This window comes from Halorhodospira halochloris, from assembly GCF_002356555.2.
Lineage (GTDB): Bacteria > Pseudomonadota > Gammaproteobacteria > Nitrococcales > Halorhodospiraceae > Halorhodospira > Halorhodospira halochloris.
In genome coordinates, this window is sequence record NZ_AP017372.2 from 566,520 (window position 1) to 587,758 (window position 21,239).

A 21,239-nucleotide genomic window follows, 5' to 3' on the forward strand; every position below is an offset into this window, starting at 1 on the left:
CCATGCTAATTCTCAAGTCCTTTCTGGTAATGTGGTTGCTGTTTAGTTTAAGATAACAGATAGGAACGGGATACATACGTAGGGGGCCATATGAGTACCCTGGCAGCCGCCGGCGCTATTGTAGGTGCAGTTGGTGCCTACCAAGGCTATCAAGCGCAGCAGCAGGCACAGCAAACCCGCGAGGATCAGACTCAGGTACTGCGCGAACATCTTGATGTTGCGCGGGATAAGAAGAATGAGTATGCCGAGGCCCTGGCAGCGGTAAATGATGCACTGGAGAAGGTCGGCGCTGAGGAGTTGCACGAGATTAGTGAGAAAAGCGCGGATGAGGTTGGCAAGGGCCTGAAAATCGACGAAAAGGTCTAGTTGATCAGTGGCCTAGTACGGGCTGATTCCCTCTTTATCGGTGTGACTCCTTGCTGATCCTGCTTATGGCAGGAATGCAGCGCGCCGCCCGCCAGAGCATAGCCAGTGTGGAGCGATGTCTTATAGTGGTGTTTGTGCCTCGGGCCGCTCTTATTTTCGGTGCTAGTACTCGAGCGACTGGTTCGGGTTGCTCAGCGAGGATGGCGATTATCTGCTTGATTTGCTCGTTGGTATCACGCAAGAGCAGTTCGGTGTGAACAAGCCCGGGGCTGATCTCGTGGACACCTATAGATCGCTCGCTATTTTCCCGCAATTCGCGTGCCAAGTGCCTGGTCAGGGCAGCCACCCCTAGTTTACTGGCTTTATGGGGCACCGGGGTGCGTGAATTGTTAGCGCCAAAATTTGAAAAGCCGAGATTGAAGATGTGGTACTTAGGTTCTGAGGCCCCTTTCTGATCCCTCATCAACCGGACGGCTTCGGCGCATCCGAGCACGGCACCAGTGAGGTTGGTATTGCACGTGCTGGCTATGTCCTCATTACTTAGCTCCCAAAGTGGGCGTTTATGTTCGCCAGCAGTCCCCGCATTGTTAATCCAGCGATCGATATGGCCAAGCCGGTCTTTGGCAAATGCGGCGAAGTTTGCCATTGCCGAGGGGGAGCTTGTATCGCAGGTTACACCGCTGACGACACTAGAATCGCTGGCATGTCCTTTGAGTTCATCTAGGGCCAGCTCCAGAGAGGACTGACTGCGCGAGCAGATGACCAAGCCATCCCCCCGCTTGACGAACTCCCTGCCCAGAGCAAGGCCAAGTCCGCGGCTCGCCCCGGTGATAACAATATTTAGGTTATTATGTTGAGTCGACATTACCGGTAAGCTTAGCAAAGATATGGCAGGTAGTAATCATGTGGGTACGCGACAAATGGGTGAGATAGATTATTCCAATAAGAGTGCGTTGGTGGTTGACGATATCCCCAACATGCGCTCGACATTGCGCGAGATGCTGCGCAGTATCGGCATCAAGAATGTCACCGATGTCAGCACTGGTGAACGGGCCCTGGAAGCTCTCGATAATGGCGATTTCGATGTTGTTTTGTGCGACTACAATCTGGGCCGGGGCAAGGATGGTCAACAGGTCTTGGAAGAGGCCAGATATCGTGGCTTAATCAGGCTTTCAACCGTTTTTATTATGGTAACGGCGGAGAGTGCCCACTACCGGGTTATGGGGACGGTGGAGCACCAGCCGGATGATTATCTGACCAAACCATTAGCTCAAGCCCTGTTGGCTAAGCGTATAGAGCGCCATCTATTGCGTCGCCAGGGGCTGCGTGCGATTGATTACGCGGTTAGTTTAGGGGCGTATGAGCGCGCGATCGAGGTCTGTGATCAATTTCTTGCAAAGGGGGTGGGCAATCCCGACGAGTTGATGCGCCTGAAGCTCGATTACTGCTTGCGCCTTGCCCGCCATGAGCAAGCCGAGCAGGTATGCCGCGAAGCGTTGCAAAGCCGCCGGGTGGCTTGGGCCCTGACCGGTATTGGCCGGGTGCGCATGGCTCAGGGAAAGCTGGCAGAGGCCCGCAAGCAGCTCCAGGAGGCTTTGGATGAGCACCCAAATTATATGGAGGCTTATGACCTGCTCGCTGACGTCCTGGTGCGTATCGATGATATCCCCCAGGCGCAGCAGTTGCTTGATAAGGCGCTGGATATTTCACCCAATTCGGTGGTTAGGCAGCGCCGCTTGGGCGAGGTGGCGCGCAGCGCCGGAGATACTGAGACCGCAGAGCGAGCCTATAGGCGCGCGGCAGCTTTAGGCAAAGGCTCGGTACAGCGCTCGCATACAGATTACGCTGAGTTGGCCAAGATTCAGGCAGTGCGAGGTGCCCCAGAGATAAACATCGAGCAGACCTTGGGGGATATGCGCCGCGAGGCTCGCGGGCGTGGGGAGGCAGGCGTGGAAGCCGCTCTCGCCGAGGCTGCAGTTTACCGCGAGCTTGGTCGTGAGGAGCAGGCTGCAAAAGCCTATGCTCAGGCTGGCGATGCCTACAACAATCTTGGCGGTAATGTCTCAGCCAAGGTTGCCCTCGAGTTGGGTCAGGCTGCCTTGACTCAGGGTGATACTGAACTGGGCATGGCAACCATTAAGCAAGCAGTAAAAAACCACCATGATGATGAGAAGGTAATAAACCAGGCCCAAGCCCTGCTTGCTAAATCGGGTATGGGCGAGGAGGGCGAGCGTACGATCAAGGCCCTCACTCAAGATGTGCGGGATAAGAATAATCGTGGGGTTGCTTTGGCTCGGCAAGGCAAGCTTCAAGATTCAGTGAGGCTCTTTGAGCAAGCCCTCAAAGAGTTGTCCATGAACGTTACGGTAAATCTGAATGCGGCCCAAGTATATTTAATGTTGGCTAAGCAGGGCGATGACAGTGGCTCGCTATTAAGACAGGCTGAGTCGTGTCTGGACCGGGTAGAGCAGCTGGACCCACAGAACACCAAGCTACACAGCCTGCAGGGGGTCTCCAAGCGTCTGCGTGGCCAAGACCAGCCCTATTAGGTATTGTTGAGTTGTGTGGTAATTATTTTATGCGGCTGCAATCGGTAATTTGATTGCCACGATGCCGCCACCTAGCTCTCCTCCGCTAGAGACACATATCGATCCTGTCTTGTTGCCGTGCTGGTGCAGGTGGGCCACCATCTCGCAAAAGTAAAGCCCGAGTTTAGTATCGCCAGCAGCAAATTTGCTCGGCCGGTAATGGCTTACCGAGCCGTCTGCTCCGACTGTATGCACCTCTTCAGGAAACCCCGGGCCGTCATCTTCAACGCGAATCTCCAAATCTGCTGAGTCGAGCATTCTGGCCGCGATCCTAATCCGGCTTTGGGCAAAGCGCATGGCGTTTATGACCAGATTATCAAGGACGCCCTCAACCAAATAGGGGTCAATTTCGGCGAATAAACCCTGAGCAACCTGGACCTCCAGAGCTAATTCCTTGCGTTTAAGGAGGGTATCATGGCGCAAACGACAGTCATCGAAGAAATCATCGATATCTACGTTTTGTCGTTGGAGGACATACTGCTTACTCTCCATGCGGTAGAGAGAAAGCAACTGAATCAGGGCCTTGTTGGCACGTTTGGCTTCGTGGTTCAGTTCTACGGCCAGCTCTGGAGAAAACTCAAGCCGTCCTGAGTCCTCAATAAGGGCTTGGTCTAGCTTGCTGAGGACGAAGCCAAGCGAATTCTTGATGTCGTGAATGCTGGATGCAAGTAGGACCGAGAAGTCTACACTCTTCTCCTCTGGGTCGGGGGTGCTCATAGCTGGTCGATCTCTCTGCTCGCTGAATGAGTTCTTGGGGGGTTGCCTAGAGAGCATGCCTCAAAAGCGGCGCCGTAGACCTACTCTAACGTTCTGCTCATCAGTAAGGTATTCACCACTTATCAAGAACCCATACCTGCCGTCTTCATTAAGGGTTAGTATGTCGATGCGTCCGCCGGCCTGGACGTTGGCGTCATCATCTGTGGGGTAGAGCATGACGGCACGCAGATCGGTTTGAATGTGGTGAGATTGGCCGCGGAATCCCAACTCAACGGCGATATCGGTGCGTTCTCCCTCCCAGTCGCCTTGCCAGGAGCTATCCAGGTACCTGCCGCCCAGCTCGAGGATGACCGTTTGCTGAGCGTCCCAGCGTCCCAGGGCACCCACGGCGAACTTGCCCTTTAGGGCCTCGGCAGTTCCGTCGCTCTCGTCTAGCCCCTCTGCAGAGCCGTGGACGTAGAATGGACCAATATGGCCGGTGATGCCCAATCCGCCACCCAGCATAGTATTATCGACATCGTCGTAAAGCCCCCCCGAGATGAATAGATCCGTCTCAAGCACAGGGTGATGGAGAAAATCAGTGGCTTGAGCTGGAATTGCGAGCGGCGCCAGGATGGCTAGGGGAATATAACGGGGTCGCATTTTGAGGTGTCTCCAGAAGTGATGTCAGACTGAATTGTCGGCCATGATAGGCAAAACGTCCATCCCTTAATCAGGGTTGTTTGCCCCTTAATCAAGGCTATCTGATGGTGATCCACTCAATGATCTCTTCAGGTTGGCGGATTAGCGCGTGAGCTCCCCAGTGAGTAGGTCGGTCACCGGCGTTGAGATAGCCAAACAGGGCCACAAGGCTTTTTGCTCCCGCGCTGCTGGCGGATTCGATGTCTCTGCGTGCATCACCAATAGCGATGCAGTCACTAGGGGAGCGTCCCAAGCTATGAGCTGCGAAGCGCATTGGCAGAGGATCGGGTTTAGCCTTGGCAAGGGTGTCCCCGCTAACCACTACTGTAGCTCTGTTGCTCAATCCTAGCTTATCAAGCAGTGGTTCGGTTAAATACTGAGGTTTGTTGGTAACCACCCCCCAGGGTATGCCGACGGCATCTGCTATGTCTAAGACTTGCGCCATGCCGGGAAACAGGCGGCTCTTGTCAGCGATCCGCTGGCGGTAGCGCCGGATCAGTTCAGACTCTAGTCGCTTGGTTATAGTAGCCTCAGGGGTAAGTGAAAAGGCGTGGCATATCATGGCATTAGCGCCGTGAGATGCAGTGCTGCGCAGCTCGTGTGGGGAGATCGCAGGACGATCGTTCTCGGCCAGCAGTTCATCAATACAACAGATGAGGTCTGGGGCAGTGTCGACGAGTGTCCCGTCGAGGTCAAAGATTAGTGCCGCAGTATGATCGAATGTGCGCTCAAGGGCACTACTTGCCATGGCATGAAGCTCCTTGAAGTTATCCAGCACTAGTTCTGCAATTGCGACTTGTGGCGAAAATGGGCTAAGTAATTCATGGTTGTATCTCTGTTGACCCAGGCGTTGCGGGTGATTGGGTTGTAGCCTAGGCCGCGTAGTTGGATAAGCTCCAAGCCGCTCTGACGGGCCCAATGAGATAGCTCCGCGGGGCATATTAGCTTGTTGTACTGATGGGTCCCTCTAGGTATCAAGCCGAGTAGATACTCGGCGCCGAGGATGACAAAGGCGTAAGCCTTATGAGTGCGGTTAATGGTTGAGAAGCAGGCATCTCCGCCGTCACGTAGTAAACAAGCGCATGACTCGATTATTGAGCCTGGATATGGGGCGTGTTCTAGTAGCTCCATGCACACAACCGCGTCAAAAGGTTCGATGTTATTGCGCTCTGCCTCGTCGGCTAACTCTTCGACAGTGCAGCAGCGAAACTCCATCCCCTCTAGGCCCTCATCCTCGGCGTGAAGTTTGGCGCTTTGCAAGGCTTGTGCGGCAGTGTCTATTGCCATCACTTGGGCACCAGATCGCGCTAGTGCCGCAGCAAGAATGCCACCGCCGGCGCCGACATCGAGAATTCGCTTGCCTCTCAGGCCGCCGATCCGCTCGGCGATCCAGCTTACTCGTGTCGGGTTGATATCATGGAGCGTGCGCAGGCTGCCCTGCGGGTCCCACCAATCAGTGGTCGCGTTGAATAGTGCGGTGGCAGAGTTATCCTCGTTCCGCGAACTTTTATTTGCTGTACAAGTGCCCTTATCACTATGCCCGGCCATTTTCTCTTTAATCCCGAAAGATTGCTTTAAATTTAACCATAGAATTAGACGGATTTAGAGTTCTCCGCAGCAATTTGGCTGCGCCAGTATTCGGCCTGTTTGATCGCTTGGGTCTTGTCAACAGTGCTCAGGCGCCCCTCTCTGACCAGATTTTTTCCGGCTACCCAGACGTCGCTGACATGCTGGCGGTTGGTCGCGTAGACGAGGTGGGATAAGGGGTTGTAGATGGGGCTAAGCTCAATTTCATTGAGATTTATCGCAGCTAGGTCGGCCTGTTTGCCTGGTTCAATTGAGCCCACTAGATCATCGATGCCGAGCGCCTGGGCGCCGTTGAGGGTGGCCATGCGCAGCACCCGTGATGCGGGGATAGCGGCGGCGTTGGCGGCGACAGCTTTACCCAGTAGGGCCGCGGTGCGCATCTCGCCGATCATGTCTAAATCGTTGTTACTAGCAGCGCTGTCGGTCCCCAGGGCAACATTAACGCCTGCCTCATCAAGTGCGGCGCTGGGACAAAAGCCGCTGGCTAGCTTAAGGTTTGATTCCGGGCAGTGGACCACATGGGCACCGGCCTCGGCTAGGCGTTCGATCTCGGCCTCTTCGAGTTGAGTGGCGTGGATGGCCAGCAGGTGAGGCGATACCAGGCCCATCTCGTCAAGGCGCTGGAGTGGCCGTTTGCCGTGCTGATCCAGGCTGCCACTTATTTCATCGGCCGTTTCGTGCACATGCATATGAATAGGCAGCTGCAACTCGTCAGAGTAGGTGCGTACCTGAGTTAGCCACTGCTCATCAACGGTGTATGGTGCGTGGGGGGAGAATATCGGTCGAATGAGTGGGTCGTCTTTGTACTTGTCGTGAAATTCCAGCCCTTTGTGCAGGTACTCTTGCGGACCGGAGGCGTATGCGCTGGGGACATTAATCACAATCATGCCGATAACCGCGCGCATCCCGGCATCCTTGGCAGCTTGAGCGGTCTGCTCGGGGAAGAAGTACATGTCGTTAAAGCAGGTTACTCCGCCGCGCAGCATCTCTCCTATTGCTAGTGTACTGCCAGCACGGACAAACTCTTCCCCTACCCAGCGCTGTTCAGCCGGCCAGATGTGCTCGGTAAGCCAGGTCATGAGCGGCAGATCGTCGGCCAAGCCGCGCAGCAGCGTCATCGCCGCGTGGGTGTGGGAGTTGATCAGGCCGGGTATTAGGGCGTGCTGGTCAAGATTACGGACCTGCCCGCTGGTATAGCGGCTATTTAGTTCCGCGCTCGGTGCTAGGTCGACTATGCGCCCGGCCTCGATGGCAACGCCGAAATTTTCCAGTACCGCCCCCTCAGGCTCGACGGGGATCACCCAGCGGGCGTGGATCAAACTGTCTACTCGCTCCATAATAGTACTCCCTTGAATTCCGGAAAGAGGTTATCACGTCTTGGTTGCGATCTCCCACGATACAGTCAGGGCCCTGGAATGGGTCGATGATACATTGCGCCTGCTCGATCAGCGTCTATTGCCGGGGCAGGAGGTATATGTAGATTGTAACGATGCCAGCTCGGTTGCCACAGCCATAGCCGATATGGTTGTGCGTGGGGCTCCGGCTATCGGTATTGCGGCCGCTTACGGTGCCGCTTTTGCCGCCCGGGATGCCTGGCGCAATCACGCCGAAAGTTGGCAGAAGCAGATGATGCAAGGGTTGGAGGAGCTGCGCTGTTCGCGGCCGACGGCTGTCAATTTGGCTTGGGCCTTGCAGCGGATGCATAAGCTTGCTATGACCTTGCCGGCTGCTGCCGATCCGTGGCCGCAGATGCTGGCTGAGGCTCACGCTGTGCATGAGGAAGATGTTGCGGCTAATCGGCGCATGGGGCGATCGGGGGCGGCGTTGATCCACAGCGGTAGCGGGGTGTTAACCCACTGCAATACTGGTTCGCTGGCGACTGGTGGTTTGGGTACAGCTCTGGGGGTTATTCGAACTGCTTGGGCGGATGGGCGGATCAGCAGGGTATTCGCTGATGAAACTCGGCCGTGGCTGCAGGGCTCGCGCTTAACTGCCTGGGAATTGGCTGCCGACGGTATCCCGGTCGACTTGCTGGTTGATGGAGCTGGCGCTGCTTTGATGCGTTCGGGCGCGGTTGATTGGGTGATTGTTGGTGCCGATCGGATTGCCGCTAATGGCGATGTGGCGAATAAGATTGGTACTTATTCTGCCGCTTTGTGCGCCCGCCAGCATGGGGTGCGCTTTATGGTGGTTGCGCCGACTTCTACTATTGATATGCAGTTAGCTGATGGGGAGCAGATCCCTATCGAGTCGCGGGGGGCTGAGGAGGTTCTGGCGGCCGGTGGGCAACGGGTTGCGCCGGTGGCTGAGGGGGTTGGTGCTTGGAATCCGGTTTTTGATGTTACGCCGGCGGAGTTGGTTGATGTGATTGTTACTGAGGTGGGTGTGGTGCATGGGCCGGATGCGGAGTCGATGGCGCGGTTGTTTGAGTGAGTGCTGTTTTTAGTAGTCCGCTTGCGGCGGCAACGCCTCGCCCAGGTTCACGCGATCGCTCCGCGGTCGCGCTGCTTGCCAAAGCCGGCTAAGCGCGCTTTCGCGCGCGACTGCTACGTCTAGTGGTCTGCTTGCGGCGGCAACGCCTCGCCCAGGTTCACGCGATCGCTCCGCGGTCGCGCTGCTACGCCAAGACCGGCCAAGCGCGCTTCCATGCGCGCATGGCCGGCGCTCGCATCCCTGCGAGCGCCCTGCGGGTCTGGTTTGGCTGCGCAGCGCTGCTCCGCTAAATGCGTGAACCTGGGCGAGGCGTTGCCGCCGCAAGCGGACTTCTAGACGTAGCAGGTTACTAGACGTAGTAGGGGCGTTGCTGCACTAGCGGCGGCTTGGTTGTTTGGCGTCTTTTTGACCTTGTGCGCGACAAGCCCTGTCGTTCAGGGCAGGGAAGGGTAGCTCAGGGGCGGACCAATGCCGTGCTTGGTGCCGGAGGGACCTCCGGTCTTCAGACCGGAGAGGATTTCAAGAGCGGCAGAGTTTGCCGCTAGATGTCTTGTGGTCATAGCATCTGGGTGGTTAGTGACTTAGCTAGTTGGTTAGTTGGTTAGTTGGTTAGGTAAGTAGGTTCTAATAGCTTCTGTGTGAAGGTACGTTTGGTCTTATGACAGCTAGTAATAGACTGCTTGTTTTTGCCTTTACTGACCCGGTCTGCACTTGGTGTTGGGGCAGTGAGCCGATATTGCGCAAGCTGCAGGTCTGCTACGGCGAGCGCCTGGAGATAAGTTATGTCATGGGTGGGTTGGTGGCAGATATTCGGGCCTTTTACGACCCTGCTAACGATATAGGGGGTGATCCGGAGCGCTCTAATGAACAAGTGGCGCGCCATTGGCTGGAGGCATCGCAGCGCCACGGTATGCCGGTGCGCACGGAAGGGTTCCGGTTGTTTTCACAGCAGGCTGTATCCACTTTCCCGCAAAACATTGCCGTTAAAGCGGCGGAGTTGAGTTCTCCGGAACTTGCCCCTGGGTTTTTGCGGCGGCTGCGTGAGGCTTCGGCAGCTCAGGCAAGGGAGACGGGCAGGCAGGAGGTTCTCCTGGAGATAGCCGAAGAGGTTGGGGTCGATGTTGAAAGGTTTCGCCGCCACCTTGATGACGGTTCTGCTAACGAGGCCTTTCAAGCCGACCGTGAGCTAGCGCAGCAATACGGTGTGCGCGGGTTCCCGTCATTTCTGTTGCGCTATCAAGGTCGCGAGATGTTGCTGCCGGGGTATCAGCGCTACAGCGCATTTGAGCGCAAGATTAGTGATTTAACTGACGGTAATCTCAAAGGCCAAGTGCCAGCAGCAACCCCGGAGAGCATACTCAAGTTTCTGCGTCAGTATGGCCGTGTTGCACCTGTTGAGATTGAGACGGTGTTTGAATTATCACCTGCAGAGTGCGAAGAGGTTATCAATGAGCTATCTGCCCAAGGGCAGGTGCGCCGGATTAGCGCTGGTAACGGGGTTTTGATCGAAGGAAAGCTCTAAAAGCTCCCCCTGAGCCGTTTAGCTGCTCCGGTGTGGAGGTCTTGGCGCTAGGGATGGCGCCATGAAACCTCCAGGGATGGATTCACGGCGTCCTCCACGCCGGAGCGGCAAATGGCTCAAGGGGGGAGCTTTTAAGGCGCCCTAAGGGCATTAAGTCATTAAGCACGTCGATGCGATCGTGGGGCAAATCCTTGCGCCAAGTATCTGCTTGTCCTTGTGCCGTGCCTCAGCACAAGCGCGTTGGCCTCAACCATCCTTACTGAGCCTCATTCCCACCGAGCGAATCTCCCCGTCCTCAATCTCCCGTACCGTAAACTGCAGGTTATCGATCCTCACCCGGTCACCGACTACCGCCTTACCATTAAAGATCCATAGCAGATAGTCGCTAAGCGTCTCCTCTGGTTGAGCCCCCTGCGGTACTGAGACCCCGTAAGCTGTTGCTAGGTCGATTAAGCGGGTCTGGCCATCGAGTGTGAACTCGCCGAAGAAACGTTGCTCTTCAAGGTAGCTGGGCCCATCAGGTGCCACGAAAATGCGATCCAAAGCGCTGATATCTTTAGGCAAGGTTACCAGATAAATGTAATCGCCCGACTTGAGGATCTGGCGCTGCGGGTCTCTTAGCGCCTTGCCATCGCGAAAAAGTGCCGCGACTTGCGCCGATTCGGGCAGGGTAATCGTGTTAACCGGCTTGTGCTGGGCAGGAGATTTGCTGCTAATCCGGTAGACAACAATCTCGTAATCGGTCTGTTGCGGGACGTCGATCTCTTGGCGGAGATTGGCGCCGCTGTCCGGGGGTACTTCGAGCCCTAAAAGTCGTGCCGCCGGGGCAATAGTCCAGCCTTGGACTATCAGGGAGACCAAGACCACAAAGAAGGCGACGTTGAAGAATAGCTCGGCATCCTCTATGCCCGCTAAGAGAGGGAATAGCGCCAGGATAATAGGTACCGCGCCACGCAATCCGACCCATGAGATGAAGGCCTGTTCGCGCCATGGGAAGCGGAAGGGGGCCAGGCAGACTATAACGGCCAACGGCCGGGCGATAAGGATCAGGGTTGCTGCTACAAGTATTGCGCTGCCGGCGATGGGGAGCAGCTCGCTAGGGGTTACCAGTAGGCCGAGGACCACAAACATAGTTATCTGAGCCAGCCAGGCGAAGCCGTCGTGGAAGCGGCGGATGTTTTGTGCCGCCTGGAGGCGGCGATTGCCCATCATCAGGCCGGCTAGATAGGCAGCTAGGAAGCCGCTGCCGCCGAGCACTGCAGCGCTACCAAAGATCGCTAAACCGCCACCTAGGGCGAGCAGGGGGTAGAGTCCGGGGCTGAGGTTAATGCGGTTTATAGTCGCAGCTAGCAGGATGCCGCCGGCAATGCCCAGTATCGTCCCCAGCCCCATCTGCTGGATCAGCTCAGCAAGCGCGGCTAGGGCTAATGAGTCGGGTTGTTGGACTAAGATCTCGACGAGCAAGATGGTCAGCAGGATGGCCATCGGATCGTTACTGCCCGACTCGATCTCCAAGGTGGCGCCTACCCGCTGCTTAAGTTCAAGGCCGCGCGAATGGAGCAAGCCGAATACTGCTGCAGCATCCGTGGAGCTGACTATGGCGCCTACCAGGAGCGCTTGTTCCCAGCTCAGCTCAAACAGCCAGCTAACCGCAAGCGCGGTTATGCCGGCGGTCATGACTACTCCGAGAGTAGCTAAGGTGATCGCCGGCTTGAGGGCCACTCGGAAAGTCGAGAACTGGGTGCGTAAGCCACCGTCGAAGAGAATAATGGCTAAGGCGAGGCTGCCGATTAAGTGTGCTGCTTGAATGTCATCGAAGCTGATGCCAAACAGCCCATCTTCACCGAGGATCATGCCGATGGCGAGGAAGGCGAGCAGCATCGGCGCGCCGAGCCGATCAGAGACGGCGCTGGCGATGATGCTGATCAACAATAGTCCTGCGCCAAACAGGATTAGCTGATTGGTAAGCTCCAAGTAAGACCCCATGCGCTCTTATAACGGCGTCGGTATGGTACCATTGTCCCTTTAAGCATTAACGGCTTGAGAATCACAAATGTCCGGCGTTGCCCGTGAAATTCTGCCAGTAAACCTCGAAGACGAGATGCGTCAGTCCTACCTTGATTACGCTATGAGCGTAATCGTGGGACGTGCCCTGCCTGATGTTCGCGATGGTCTTAAACCCGTCCATCGGCGAGTGCTTTATGCCATGCGCGAACTCGGTAACGACTATAATAAACCTTACAAGAAATCTGCCCGCGTTGTGGGTGACGTGATCGGTAAGTATCACCCCCATGGCGATGCCGCTGTTTACGACACTATAGTCAGGTTGGCGCAGACCTTCAGCATGCGTTACCGCCTAGTCGACGGCCAAGGTAACTTTGGCTCCATCGACGGCGACTCGCCTGCCGCCATGCGCTATACCGAAGTTCGCATGGCGCGCCTTGCCCATGAGATGCTCGCCGATATCGATAAGGAGACGGTCGATTTCGGTGCCAACTACGACGGCTCTGAGTATGAACCTCAGGTTCTGCCGACCAAGCTGCCCAATTTGCTGGTCAATGGCGGATCGGGCATAGCTGTCGGCATGGCAACCAATATTCCGCCGCACAACCTGCGTGAGGTTGTTGATGCTTGCCTGGCCCTGATTGATGACGAGCAGACCCCCCTCGAGACATTGATTGAGCGCCTGCCGGCACCTGATCTGCCGACCGGCGGCATAATCTTTGGCACTGCCGGCATTCATCAGGCCTATCGCAGCGGACGCGGACGTATGGTGATGCGGGCCCGGGCCAATGTCGAGGCCATGGATGGTGACCGGGAACGGATAGTAGTTAATGAGCTGCCTTACCAGGTCAACAAGGCGCGCCTGGTTGAGAAGATTGCTGAACTGGTCAAAGAGCGGCGTCTTGAAGGCATCTCTGAGCTGCGCGATGAGTCGGATAAGGAGGGTATCCGCATTGTCATCGAGCTCAAGCGCGGCGAGGCTGGCGAGATAATCCTCAATAACCTCTATCGCCACACCCAGATGCAGACTGTTTTCGGCATTAACATGGTAGCCCTGCATGAGGGAGAGCCGCGGACACTGAATCTGAAGCAGGTCCTTGAGGCCTTTATCCGCCATCGCCGTGAGGTGGTGACCCGGCGGACCGTATATGAGCTACGCAAGGCTCGCGAGCGGGCTCATGTCCTCGAAGGACTGGCCGTGGCGCTGGCCAATATTGATGAAGTTATAGCGCTAATCAAATCCTCTGCCGGGCCTAGTGAGGCCAAAGCCGAGTTGGTGCGGCGCGACTGGCGCCCCGGCGTGGTTACGCAGATGCTCGAGCGCGCCGGGGCAGAAGCTACCCGCCCAGAGGGGCTGGCGCAGGGCTTGGGGCTGGATCCGCAAAGCGGCGTCTATCGCCTCTCAGAGGCCCAGGCGCAGGCTATCCTTGATCTGCGCTTACACCGGCTGACCGCCATGGAGCAGGATAAGATCGTCGACGAGTACAGCAAGTTGCTGGAAAGAATCGCCGAGCTAATTCACATCCTGGAGAGTGGCGAAAGGCTCATGGAGGTTATCCGTGAGGAGCTAGTCGAGCTGCGCGATCAATACGCCGATGAGCGTAAGACCGAGATCCGCGAGGATACCGCTGAGCTGGCGCTCGAAGACCTGATTAGCGAAGAGGACATGGTGGTTACCCTCTCCCACCACGGCTATGTTAAGGCGCAGCCGTTAGACGGCTACCGCGCCCAGCGCCGGGGAGGGCGTGGTAAAAGTGCCACTGCGATGAAGGATGAGGACTTCATCGACAAGCTGTTTATCGCCAATACCCACGATACCCTGCTGTGCTTCTCGAGCACCGGTAAGTGCTACTGGCGCAAGGTCTACGAGCTGCCGCAGGGGACGCGTGCCTCGCGCGGGCGGCCGATGGTCAACTTGCTGCCGTTAGCCGAGAATGAGCGGATTAACGCTGTAGTGCCGGTTCGCGAGTTTGATTCTGACCACTTTGTCTTTATGGCCACCCGCAATGGGACGGTCAAGAAGACCCCCCTATCGCACTTCTCTCGACCGCGACCGAGTGGCATTATTGCGGTCGATTTGCGCGGCGACGATACCCTTGTCGATGCCGCGATAACCAATGGCCAACGCCAGGTAATGCTCATCTCGGACGCCGGTAACGCGCTGCGCTTTCACGAAGCGGATGTCCGCGCCATGGGTAGGACCGCCGGCGGTGTGCGGGGTATTGGGTTAGAGCAGGGCCAGCGGGTAATCGCCTTGTTGATACTTGGTGAGGGGGATGTCCTGGCTACCACCGAGCACGGCTTTGGTAAGCGGACTCCAGTTGAGGAGTATCCGCTGCGCAGGCGCGGTGGTCGGGGGGTAATATGCATCCGTACTTCGGCACGTAACGGCAAGGTGGTCGGTGCGGTGCAGGCCTCTGAGGATGATGAGATCATGCTGGTCACACGCAATGGTACCTTAGTGCGAACGCCGGTTGCCGATATCTCCCGCGTGGGCCGCAATACCCAGGGTGTCAAGCTGATCAGCCTGGATAGAGATGAGTATTTGGTCGGCCTAGAGCGGGTTGAGGCTCTGGGTGAAGAGGAAAACGGTGAGTCAGACGAACAAAGAGGTGACGATGAGCAGAGTCTATAACTTCAGTGCTGGGCCGGCAATGCTGCCGGAGAGTGTCATGCGCCGTGCTGCCGAAGAGATGCTAGATTGGCAGGGGACGGGCATGTCGGTCATGGAGATGAGTCACCGCGGCAAGGCCTATGTCTCAATCGCCGAGCGTGCTGAGGCGGATCTGCGCGAGTTGCTGAATATCCCGGACAATTACCGTGTCCTCTTCCTGCAGGGCGGGGCTACCGGTCAGTTCTCAGCAGTGCCGATGAATCTGCTGCGTGGAGCTAATAGGGCCGATTATGTCTATACCGGTTCGTGGTCGAAAAAGGCCATCAGCGAGGCCAAGAAATTCTGTCAGGTAAATGTCGCCGCCTCCGGCGAGCCTGACCTAATGCATGTGCCAGAGTTCTCTGAGTGGCAGCTAGCCGACGATGCTGCCTATGTGCACATCACCCCCAATGAGACTATTAGTGGGGTTGAGTTTACTTGGACCCCAGAGGTCGGTGATAAGCCGCTAGTTGCCGATATGTCATCCAACCTCTTGTCGCGGCCGCTGGATGTCAGCAAGTTTGGCCTTATCTATGCTGGGGCGCAAAAGAATATCGGGCCAGCCGGGGTGACCCTGGTTATTGTGCGCGATGATCTGCTCGGTGGGGCCATGGCACAGACACCGACGGTTTGGGATTACAAGCAGCAAGCTGATGCCGATTCGATGCTCAACACACCGGCTACGTATCCGCTCTATATAGCCGGATTGGTCTTCCAGTGGCTAAAGGAGCTCGGCGGCTTAGAGAAGATGGCTGAGATAAATCAGCGTAAAGCGCAGAAGCTCTACTCCGCTATCGATAATTCCAGCTTCTATTCCAACCCGGTGGCGCCAGAGAACCGCTCCTGGATGAATGTGCCGTTCGTCCTCGCCGATTCTTCTCTCGATGCCAAGTTTCTCGAGGAAGCACAGGCCGTTGGCCTCACCACCCTCAAGGGCCACCGCTCGGTAGGCGGGATGCGCGCCTCTATCTACAACGCCATGCCCGAAGCTGGGGTCGATCGACTGATTGAGTTCATGGCCGATTTTGAAAAGCGCAATGGGTAGTGATCATGTACAGGATACTTACACTCAATAATATCTCGGTGAAGGGGCTTGATCGGCTGCCGCGCGAGCGCTTCGAGACATCTTCGGATATCGCCCACCCGGATGCGGTTATGGTTCGTTCGGCAGATCTGCATGAGCGTGAAATCCCCGACTCGGTGTTGGCAGTAGGGCGGGCTGGCGCCGGGGTGAACAATGTGCCGGTGGCTGAGCTCACCAACCGCGGGGTGCCGGTGTTCAATGCCCCGGGTGCTAACGCCAATGCGGTTAAGGAGCTAACCATTGCTGGCATGCTAATCGCTGCGCGCAACATTTGCCCGGCTTGGGAGTACGCGCGCAACCTCAAGGGAAGCGATGAGCAGTTGCATGAGGCGATGGAGGCGAACAAAAAGAACTATGTCGGTTTCGAACTGCCCGGGCGTACCCTGGGCATAGTTGGGCTTGGCGCAATCGGGGTGAAGGTGGCTAACAGTGCGCGAGCCCTGGGGATGAATGTCGTCGGCTACGATCCGCAGATTACCGTAGATGCTGCCTGGCAACTTGATGCCGGAGTTGAGTCGGCGCATAGCGTCGGTGATGTGATGGCGCGCTCGGATATCATTACCGTGCATGTCCCCTTAGTCGAGGCTACTCGCGGCTTGATCGATGCCTCGCGTCTGGCGCAGGTGCACGAGGGGGCGACGCTGCTCAACTTCTCACGCTCTGAGGTGGTGGAAGAGGCCGACGTTATTAGGGCGCTGGATGAGGGTCGGTTGCGCTCCTATGTGTGTGACTTCCCGAGCAATGCCATTAAGGACCATCCCAAGGTAGTTACTTTGCCGCACTTAGGGGCGTCGACCTTGGAGGCGCAGGAGAACTGCGCCATCATGGTGGCAGATCAGCTGCGTGAATATCTCGAGTTGGGCAATATCCGCAATGCGGTCAACTTCCCTGATATGAGCATGCCGCGGGGCAGTAAGGGTGATCGGCTGTGCGTAGTCAATGCCAATGTGCCGAATATGCTTGGCCAAATCTCAGGTTTGTTGGCTCAGGCCGGGCTCAATATCGATGACATGTTCAATAAGGCACGCGAGAAGTTGGCCTACACTTTGGTCGATGTCGAGGGCAGTGTCCCCGATTCCGTTGTAGAGCAACTTAGCGCCATTGATGGTGTGCTCAAGGTGCGAGTGCTGCGTTGAGCCCAGAGGATTAAAAAGCGAACTGATAGCGATGACGGATTCGCGAGATGAGTTAGCGCAACTGCGCCAGCGTATAGATGGTATAGATGACCAGATTCTGGAGCTGGTCAGCGAGCGGGCGCGGGTGGCCGAAGAGGTTGCCCAAGTAAAGGCCGCGCGGGGTGAGGCTGTGCAGGTCTATCGGCCTGAGCGCGAGGCCGAGATACTGCGCCGTCTAAGCGATGCTAATCCCGGGCCGCTAAGTAATGAGCAGGTCGCGGTTTTGTTCCGCGAGGTGATGTCGGCTTGCCGCGCCCTGCAGCAGCCGCTGACAGTCGCCTTTTTGGGGCCACACGGTACTTTCACCGAAGAGGCGGCGACCAAGCATTTCGGCCATGGCGCTACATTCTCGCCCCAGAATACAATTGGCAGTGTGTTTCGGGAGGTGGAGTCGGGCAGTGCCCATTATGGCTTGGTGCCGGTGGAGAACTCCTCTGAGGGGGTGGTTAGCCATACCCTTGACCGCTTTCTTGGCTCCGAATTGGCAATTGTCGGTGAGGTTGAGTTGCGGATTCGTCACGCCCTAGCCTCCCATGCCCGTGCCTTAGATGAAGTCGAGCGAGTCTACTCGCATCAGCAAGGTTTGTCGCAGTGCCGGGCGTGGCTTGATGTCCATCTACCCGAGGTGGAGCGGCTACCGGTGGCTAGCACAGCAGAGGCCGCCCGGTTGGCTGCGCTCGACGCTAAATCGGCCGCTATCGCCAGCGAGGCAGCTGCTGAGCGCTATGGTTTGCCGTTATTGCAGCTGCGCATCGAAGATCACCATGGCAATACGACCCGCTTCTTGGTACTCGGCTACGGTGCGCCGCCACCAAGTGGACGCGATAAGACCTCATTGGTGGTATCCAGCGCCAATCGAACTGGGCTGCTGTACCAGCTTCTCGAGCCGTTGGCGCGCAATGGTATAGACATGACCCGGATCGAGTCGCGTCCGGCGCGTCAGCAAGGGGTGTGGGAGTATGTCTTTTTCATCGATGTCCAAGGGCACGCCGAGGATGAGCAGTTGAGTGAGGCCCTCAGCGAGGTGCGTGACCGGGCCAGCCTATTCCGTATCCTGGGTTCTTATCCGCGGGCGATTTGAGCGAGCGAGACATGGCCAACGAATCATTTGACTTTATTCAGTTAGCTACTCCGGGAGTACAAGGCCTAGCGCCGTATGAACCGGGCAAACCGATTGACGAACTGCGCCGTGAGTACGGTTTAGAGAGGGTAATCAAGCTGGCCTCGAATGAGAATCCCCTCGGGCCATCCCCACGGGCCCAAGAGGCTGCAGCGGCAATGCTCAGCGAGGCGCATCGCTATCCTGACGGCAATGGTTTTGAGCTTAAAGCAGCAATTGCCGAGCGCCACGGTGTAGGGCCGGAGCGGGTGACCCTGGGTAATGGCTCCAATGATGTATTGGCGTTGGTGGCTATGGCCTTTCTCGAGCCCGGTCGTAAGGCGATGTTCTCTGAGCACGCCTTCGCGGTGTACCCCATAGTCACCCAGGCGGCCGGGGCTGAGGCGATTGTAACGCCGGCCTTTGGTCCTGAGGCAGCGCAGCCGCACGGCCATGATCTGGCGGCAATGGCCGAGCTTATTGACGAGTCTGTGGCGGTGGTTTTTGTCGCCAACCCCAATAATCCTACAGGCACTTGGCTTGAGGAGCTGGAACTGCGCAGCTTTCTTGATCGAGTTCCAGTGAGCACGATTGCTGTGGTCGACGAAGCCTATTTTGAATACGCTGCCAGTGAGTCCGGTTATCCCGATGCCAGTAAGTGGCTTGATGATTATCCGAACCTGGTGGTCACTAGGAGCTTCTCCAAGGTTCATGGTCTTGGTGGCTTGCGGGTCGGTTATGCCTTGTCCCATCCCCAGGTTGGCGACCTGCTTAATCGGGTACGCCAGCCGTTCAATTGTTCGGCACCAGCTCAGGCCGCAGCGGCAGCATCATTGGCAGATAAAGAACACATTGAGCGTTCCGTATCACTCAATGACGAACAGCGCGACGTGTTAGCGCGTGGTTTAGCCGAGCTAGGAGTAGCGGCGCTACCTTCGGTGGGTAACTTTCTAACCTTTGATGCGGGAGACAAGGCGGCGCAAATAAACGAGGGTTTGTTGCGCAGTGGCGTGATTGTCCGCCCTGTAGACGCCTATGGACTGCCGGGGCATATTCGGGTAACTGTTGGAACCCCGGCTGAGAACCGGACATTTCTCGCTGCACTTGCCGAGCAACTTAAGGGGGTGAGGTGATCAAACGCTTGTGCGTTATCGGCGTCGGCCTGATCGGCGGTTCCCTGGCACTGGCATTGCGGCGCGCGGGGGTTGTGGGCGAAGTGGTCGGCTGTGGCCGCAATCGGGATTCGCTGGCGCGAGCTGTGGAGTTGGGAGTTATCGACAGGTGGGAGCAGGATCCCAGCAAGGCTGCTGCGGGTGCCGATGTGGTAGTTGTCTGCGTGCCGCTGCGTGCTATGCAGGAGATCTTTCGGCGGCTGCGCGGAGCCCTGGAGCCGAGCGCTGTTCTGACCGATGTGGGTAGCGTCAAGGGTTCTGTGGTCGAGGATGCGCGACAGGTCTTTGGTGAGGTACCAGCATGGCTAGTCCCTGGCCATCCAATCGCGGGTACCGAGCATAGTGGCGTGGATGCCGCCTTTGCCGAACTCTACGAGCGCCGCCGCGTGGTATTGACGCCGTTGGCAGAGACAGCGCCTGAGGCCCTGGAGAGGGTCGAGGGCATGTGGCGGGCAGCAGGTTCTGATGTCGTCAAGATGGAGCCGGAGCATCACGATGAGGTGCTGGCGGCGACATCTCACTTGCCCCATGCGCTGGCTTACGCCTTGGTTGATACGTTGGCGCGCTGGGATGATAGGCAGGAGATCTTTGAACTCGCTGCCGGTGGTTTTCGTGATTTTACCCGCATTGCCTCATCAGATCCGCGCATGTGGCGGGATATAAGTGCTGCCAACCGGGAGTGGCTGGTGGCCGCCCTGCGCCGCTATCAAAGCGATCTGCAAGAGTTGACCGATGCCCTTGAGGCTGAAAACGATGAGCATGTCTTGCGGGTCTATCAGCACGCCTGCGATGAACGGGCACGATTTTTAAAAATCCTGGAGGGACGTAAGTGAGCCTGACTGCGAACGGCGGCGGTGAGACGTGGCAGTTTCAGCCTGGTGGTAGTGTTCGCGGCGAACTGCGGGTCCCCGGAGATAAGTCGATCTCCCATCGCGCCGTGATGCTTGGGGCCTTGGCGCAGGGCAGCACCGAGATTGCGGGTTTGCTTGAGGGGGCCGATGTCTTAGCCACTATCGAGGTCTTTCGCCGCCTGGGCGTTACCATAGAAGGGCCACAGTATGGCCGTGCGGTTGTCCATGGAGTCGGACGGCATGGGCTTCGTGAGCCGGAGGGCGTGCTTGATGTGGGCAATTCGGGGACATCTATGCGTCTGCTCTGCGGCCTGTTCGCGGGCTTGCCGTTTGACTTGACCCTAACCGGAGACGAGTCCCTGCGGCGGCGGCCGATGGGCAGGGTTACTGAGCCCCTCACTCAAATGGGAGCTAAAATAACTACTGCTGAGGGTGGTTTAGCCCCGCTTCACTTGGCGGCAGGAGGGGAGCTAACCGGGATTAGCTATCACATGCCGCTGGCTAGTGCTCAGGTCAAGTCGGCCTTGTTGCTGGCTGGTATGTATGCCCGGGGGCGGACCTGTGTGACCGAGCCGGCGCCTACCCGCGATCATACCGAGCGCATGCTGGCCGGGTTCGGTTACTCGGTGCAGCGCCATGGTGACACTGTGTGCCTGGAAGGTGGCGGCACTTTGTCGGCTACATCAATAGATGTGCCAAGTGACATATCTTCGGCGGCCTTCCCGATGGTGGCGGCTGCTATAACCCCTGGCTCAGACTTGACCCTCCGCCATGTCGGGTGGAACCCGACGCGCACCGGAGTCTACGAAATCCTGCGCTTGATGGGGGCGGCGATAGAGGTGCTGGCTACACGCGAGGTGGGTGGGGAGACGGTAGCCGATTTGCATATTCAGCATGCCCCGCTGCGGGGTATCCATATTCCGGAAGAACTGGTGCCGCTGGCTATTGACGAGTTTCCGGCGCTGTTCGTAGCCGCTGCGTGTGCACAGGGGGAGACAGTCTTGACCGGCGCCGCCGAGTTGCGTGTCAAGGAATCGGATCGTATCGCGGTAATGGCTGAGGCATTGCAGAGTCTTGGTGTCAGCGCTGAGCCTCAGGACGATGGCGTGCGTATCCAGGGGCAGCCAAACCTGCAGGGCGGGCGAGTCAACAGCTACGGCGATCACCGCATCGCAATGGCAGCCGCCGTTGCCTCGCTGCGCGCCGAGGGGCCGGTAACTATTGCTGACTGTGCTAATGTTGCCACCTCGTATCCCGGATTTATCAGCCAGATGGCCGAGATCGGCATCTGTGGGAGCAGTTTATAA

General features: G+C 57.3%; 18 protein-coding genes. 11 read left to right on the forward strand and 7 right to left on the reverse strand.

Translation table 11 applies throughout. The annotated features are described in order from the left end of the window. Positions 1-90 precede the first annotated feature (90 nt). Positions 91-366 carry a hypothetical protein gene (locus HH1059_RS02765; protein WP_096408016.1) on the forward strand — a complete coding sequence of 92 codons (276 nt, stop codon included), beginning with the start codon at positions 91-93 and terminating at the stop codon, positions 364-366. Positions 367-400: 34 nt separating this feature from the next. Here the strand turns inward: HH1059_RS02765 and HH1059_RS02770 are convergent, their stop codons facing one another. Next, on the reverse strand, positions 401-1,231 hold the full coding sequence (locus HH1059_RS02770) for an SDR family oxidoreductase (RefSeq protein ID WP_096408019.1): 831 nt from the start codon (positions 1,229-1,231) through the stop codon (positions 401-403). A 55-nt stretch (positions 1,232-1,286) separates the two neighbouring features. Between HH1059_RS02770 and HH1059_RS02775 the strand changes: the two genes are divergently transcribed. Further along, a complete protein-coding gene (locus tag HH1059_RS02775) occupies positions 1,287-2,915 on the forward strand; it encodes a tetratricopeptide repeat-containing response regulator (protein ID WP_231902004.1) in 1,629 nt (542 codons plus the stop codon). Between the two features lie 27 nt (positions 2,916-2,942). Here HH1059_RS02775 and HH1059_RS02780 read toward each other — a convergent pair whose 3' ends face one another. The 5 genes from HH1059_RS02780 to HH1059_RS02800 all read right to left on the reverse strand — a co-directional run bounded on the left by HH1059_RS02780 (position 2,943) and on the right by HH1059_RS02800 (position 7,276). Further along, entirely contained in the window at positions 2,943-3,671 is a 729-nt protein-coding gene (locus HH1059_RS02780) for a sensor histidine kinase (protein ID WP_162549324.1), read from the reverse strand. Positions 3,672-3,731: 60 nt separating this feature from the next. Further along, entirely contained in the window at positions 3,732-4,313 is a 582-nt protein-coding gene (locus tag HH1059_RS02785) for a hypothetical protein (protein ID WP_096408027.1), read from the reverse strand. A 97-nt stretch (positions 4,314-4,410) separates the two neighbouring features. After that, positions 4,411-5,100, reverse strand: a complete 690-nt coding sequence (locus tag HH1059_RS02790; protein WP_096410303.1) for an HAD family hydrolase — start codon at positions 5,098-5,100, stop codon at positions 4,411-4,413. A gap of 29 nt (positions 5,101-5,129) precedes the next feature. Beyond that, positions 5,130-5,900, reverse strand: coding sequence for a bifunctional 2-polyprenyl-6-hydroxyphenol methylase/3-demethylubiquinol 3-O-methyltransferase UbiG (ubiG, locus tag HH1059_RS02795; RefSeq protein WP_096408028.1), 771 nt, complete (start codon positions 5,898-5,900; stop codon positions 5,130-5,132). Between the two features lie 44 nt (positions 5,901-5,944). Beyond that, a complete protein-coding gene (locus tag HH1059_RS02800) occupies positions 5,945-7,276 on the reverse strand; it encodes a TRZ/ATZ family hydrolase (RefSeq protein WP_096408031.1) in 1,332 nt (443 codons plus the stop codon). A 40-nt stretch (positions 7,277-7,316) separates the two neighbouring features. Between HH1059_RS02800 and mtnA the strand changes: the two genes are divergently transcribed. Both mtnA and HH1059_RS02810 read left to right on the forward strand, forming a co-directional pair. Beyond that, a complete protein-coding gene (gene mtnA, locus HH1059_RS02805; RefSeq protein WP_096408034.1) occupies positions 7,317-8,372 on the forward strand; it encodes an S-methyl-5-thioribose-1-phosphate isomerase in 1,056 nt (351 codons plus the stop codon). Positions 8,373-9,030: 658 nt separating this feature from the next. Next, complete coding sequence (locus HH1059_RS02810; RefSeq protein ID WP_096408036.1) at positions 9,031-9,894, forward strand: DsbA family oxidoreductase; 864 nt, start codon at positions 9,031-9,033, stop codon at positions 9,892-9,894. Positions 9,895-10,140: 246 nt separating this feature from the next. On the opposite strand, the gene HH1059_RS02815 is transcribed toward HH1059_RS02810, so the two are convergent. Then, complete coding sequence (locus HH1059_RS02815; RefSeq protein ID WP_231902005.1) at positions 10,141-11,880, reverse strand: potassium/proton antiporter; 1,740 nt, start codon at positions 11,878-11,880, stop codon at positions 10,141-10,143. Between the two features lie 67 nt (positions 11,881-11,947). Here HH1059_RS02815 and gyrA point away from each other — a divergent pair, with 67 nt between their 5' ends. From gyrA to aroA, 7 genes are read left to right on the forward strand one after another with little or no spacing between them, the layout of a single operon-like run. Next, positions 11,948-14,533 (forward strand): DNA gyrase subunit A, encoded by a 2,586-nt coding sequence (gene gyrA, locus HH1059_RS02820; RefSeq protein ID WP_096408041.1) that lies wholly within the window; start codon positions 11,948-11,950, stop codon positions 14,531-14,533. Further along, entirely contained in the window at positions 14,517-15,596 is a 1,080-nt protein-coding gene (gene serC, locus HH1059_RS02825) for a 3-phosphoserine/phosphohydroxythreonine transaminase (RefSeq protein WP_096408044.1), read from the forward strand. The genes gyrA and serC overlap by 17 nt, the downstream gene beginning before the upstream one ends. A gap of 5 nt (positions 15,597-15,601) precedes the next feature. Beyond that, positions 15,602-16,771, forward strand: a complete 1,170-nt coding sequence (locus HH1059_RS02830) for a phosphoglycerate dehydrogenase (RefSeq protein WP_096408046.1) — start codon at positions 15,602-15,604, stop codon at positions 16,769-16,771. Between the two features lie 31 nt (positions 16,772-16,802). Further along, entirely contained in the window at positions 16,803-17,891 is a 1,089-nt protein-coding gene (gene pheA, locus HH1059_RS02835; RefSeq protein ID WP_096408049.1) for a prephenate dehydratase, read from the forward strand. Between the two features lie 11 nt (positions 17,892-17,902). Further along, entirely contained in the window at positions 17,903-19,042 is a 1,140-nt protein-coding gene (hisC, locus tag HH1059_RS02840; RefSeq protein WP_096408051.1) for a histidinol-phosphate transaminase, read from the forward strand. Further along, complete coding sequence (locus HH1059_RS02845) at positions 19,039-19,914, forward strand: prephenate dehydrogenase/arogenate dehydrogenase family protein (RefSeq protein WP_096408054.1); 876 nt, start codon at positions 19,039-19,041, stop codon at positions 19,912-19,914. Before hisC ends, HH1059_RS02845 begins: the two co-directional genes overlap by 4 nt. Next, positions 19,911-21,239, forward strand: coding sequence for a 3-phosphoshikimate 1-carboxyvinyltransferase (gene aroA / locus HH1059_RS02850; RefSeq protein WP_179948772.1), 1,329 nt, complete (start codon positions 19,911-19,913; stop codon positions 21,237-21,239). The genes HH1059_RS02845 and aroA overlap by 4 nt, the downstream gene beginning before the upstream one ends.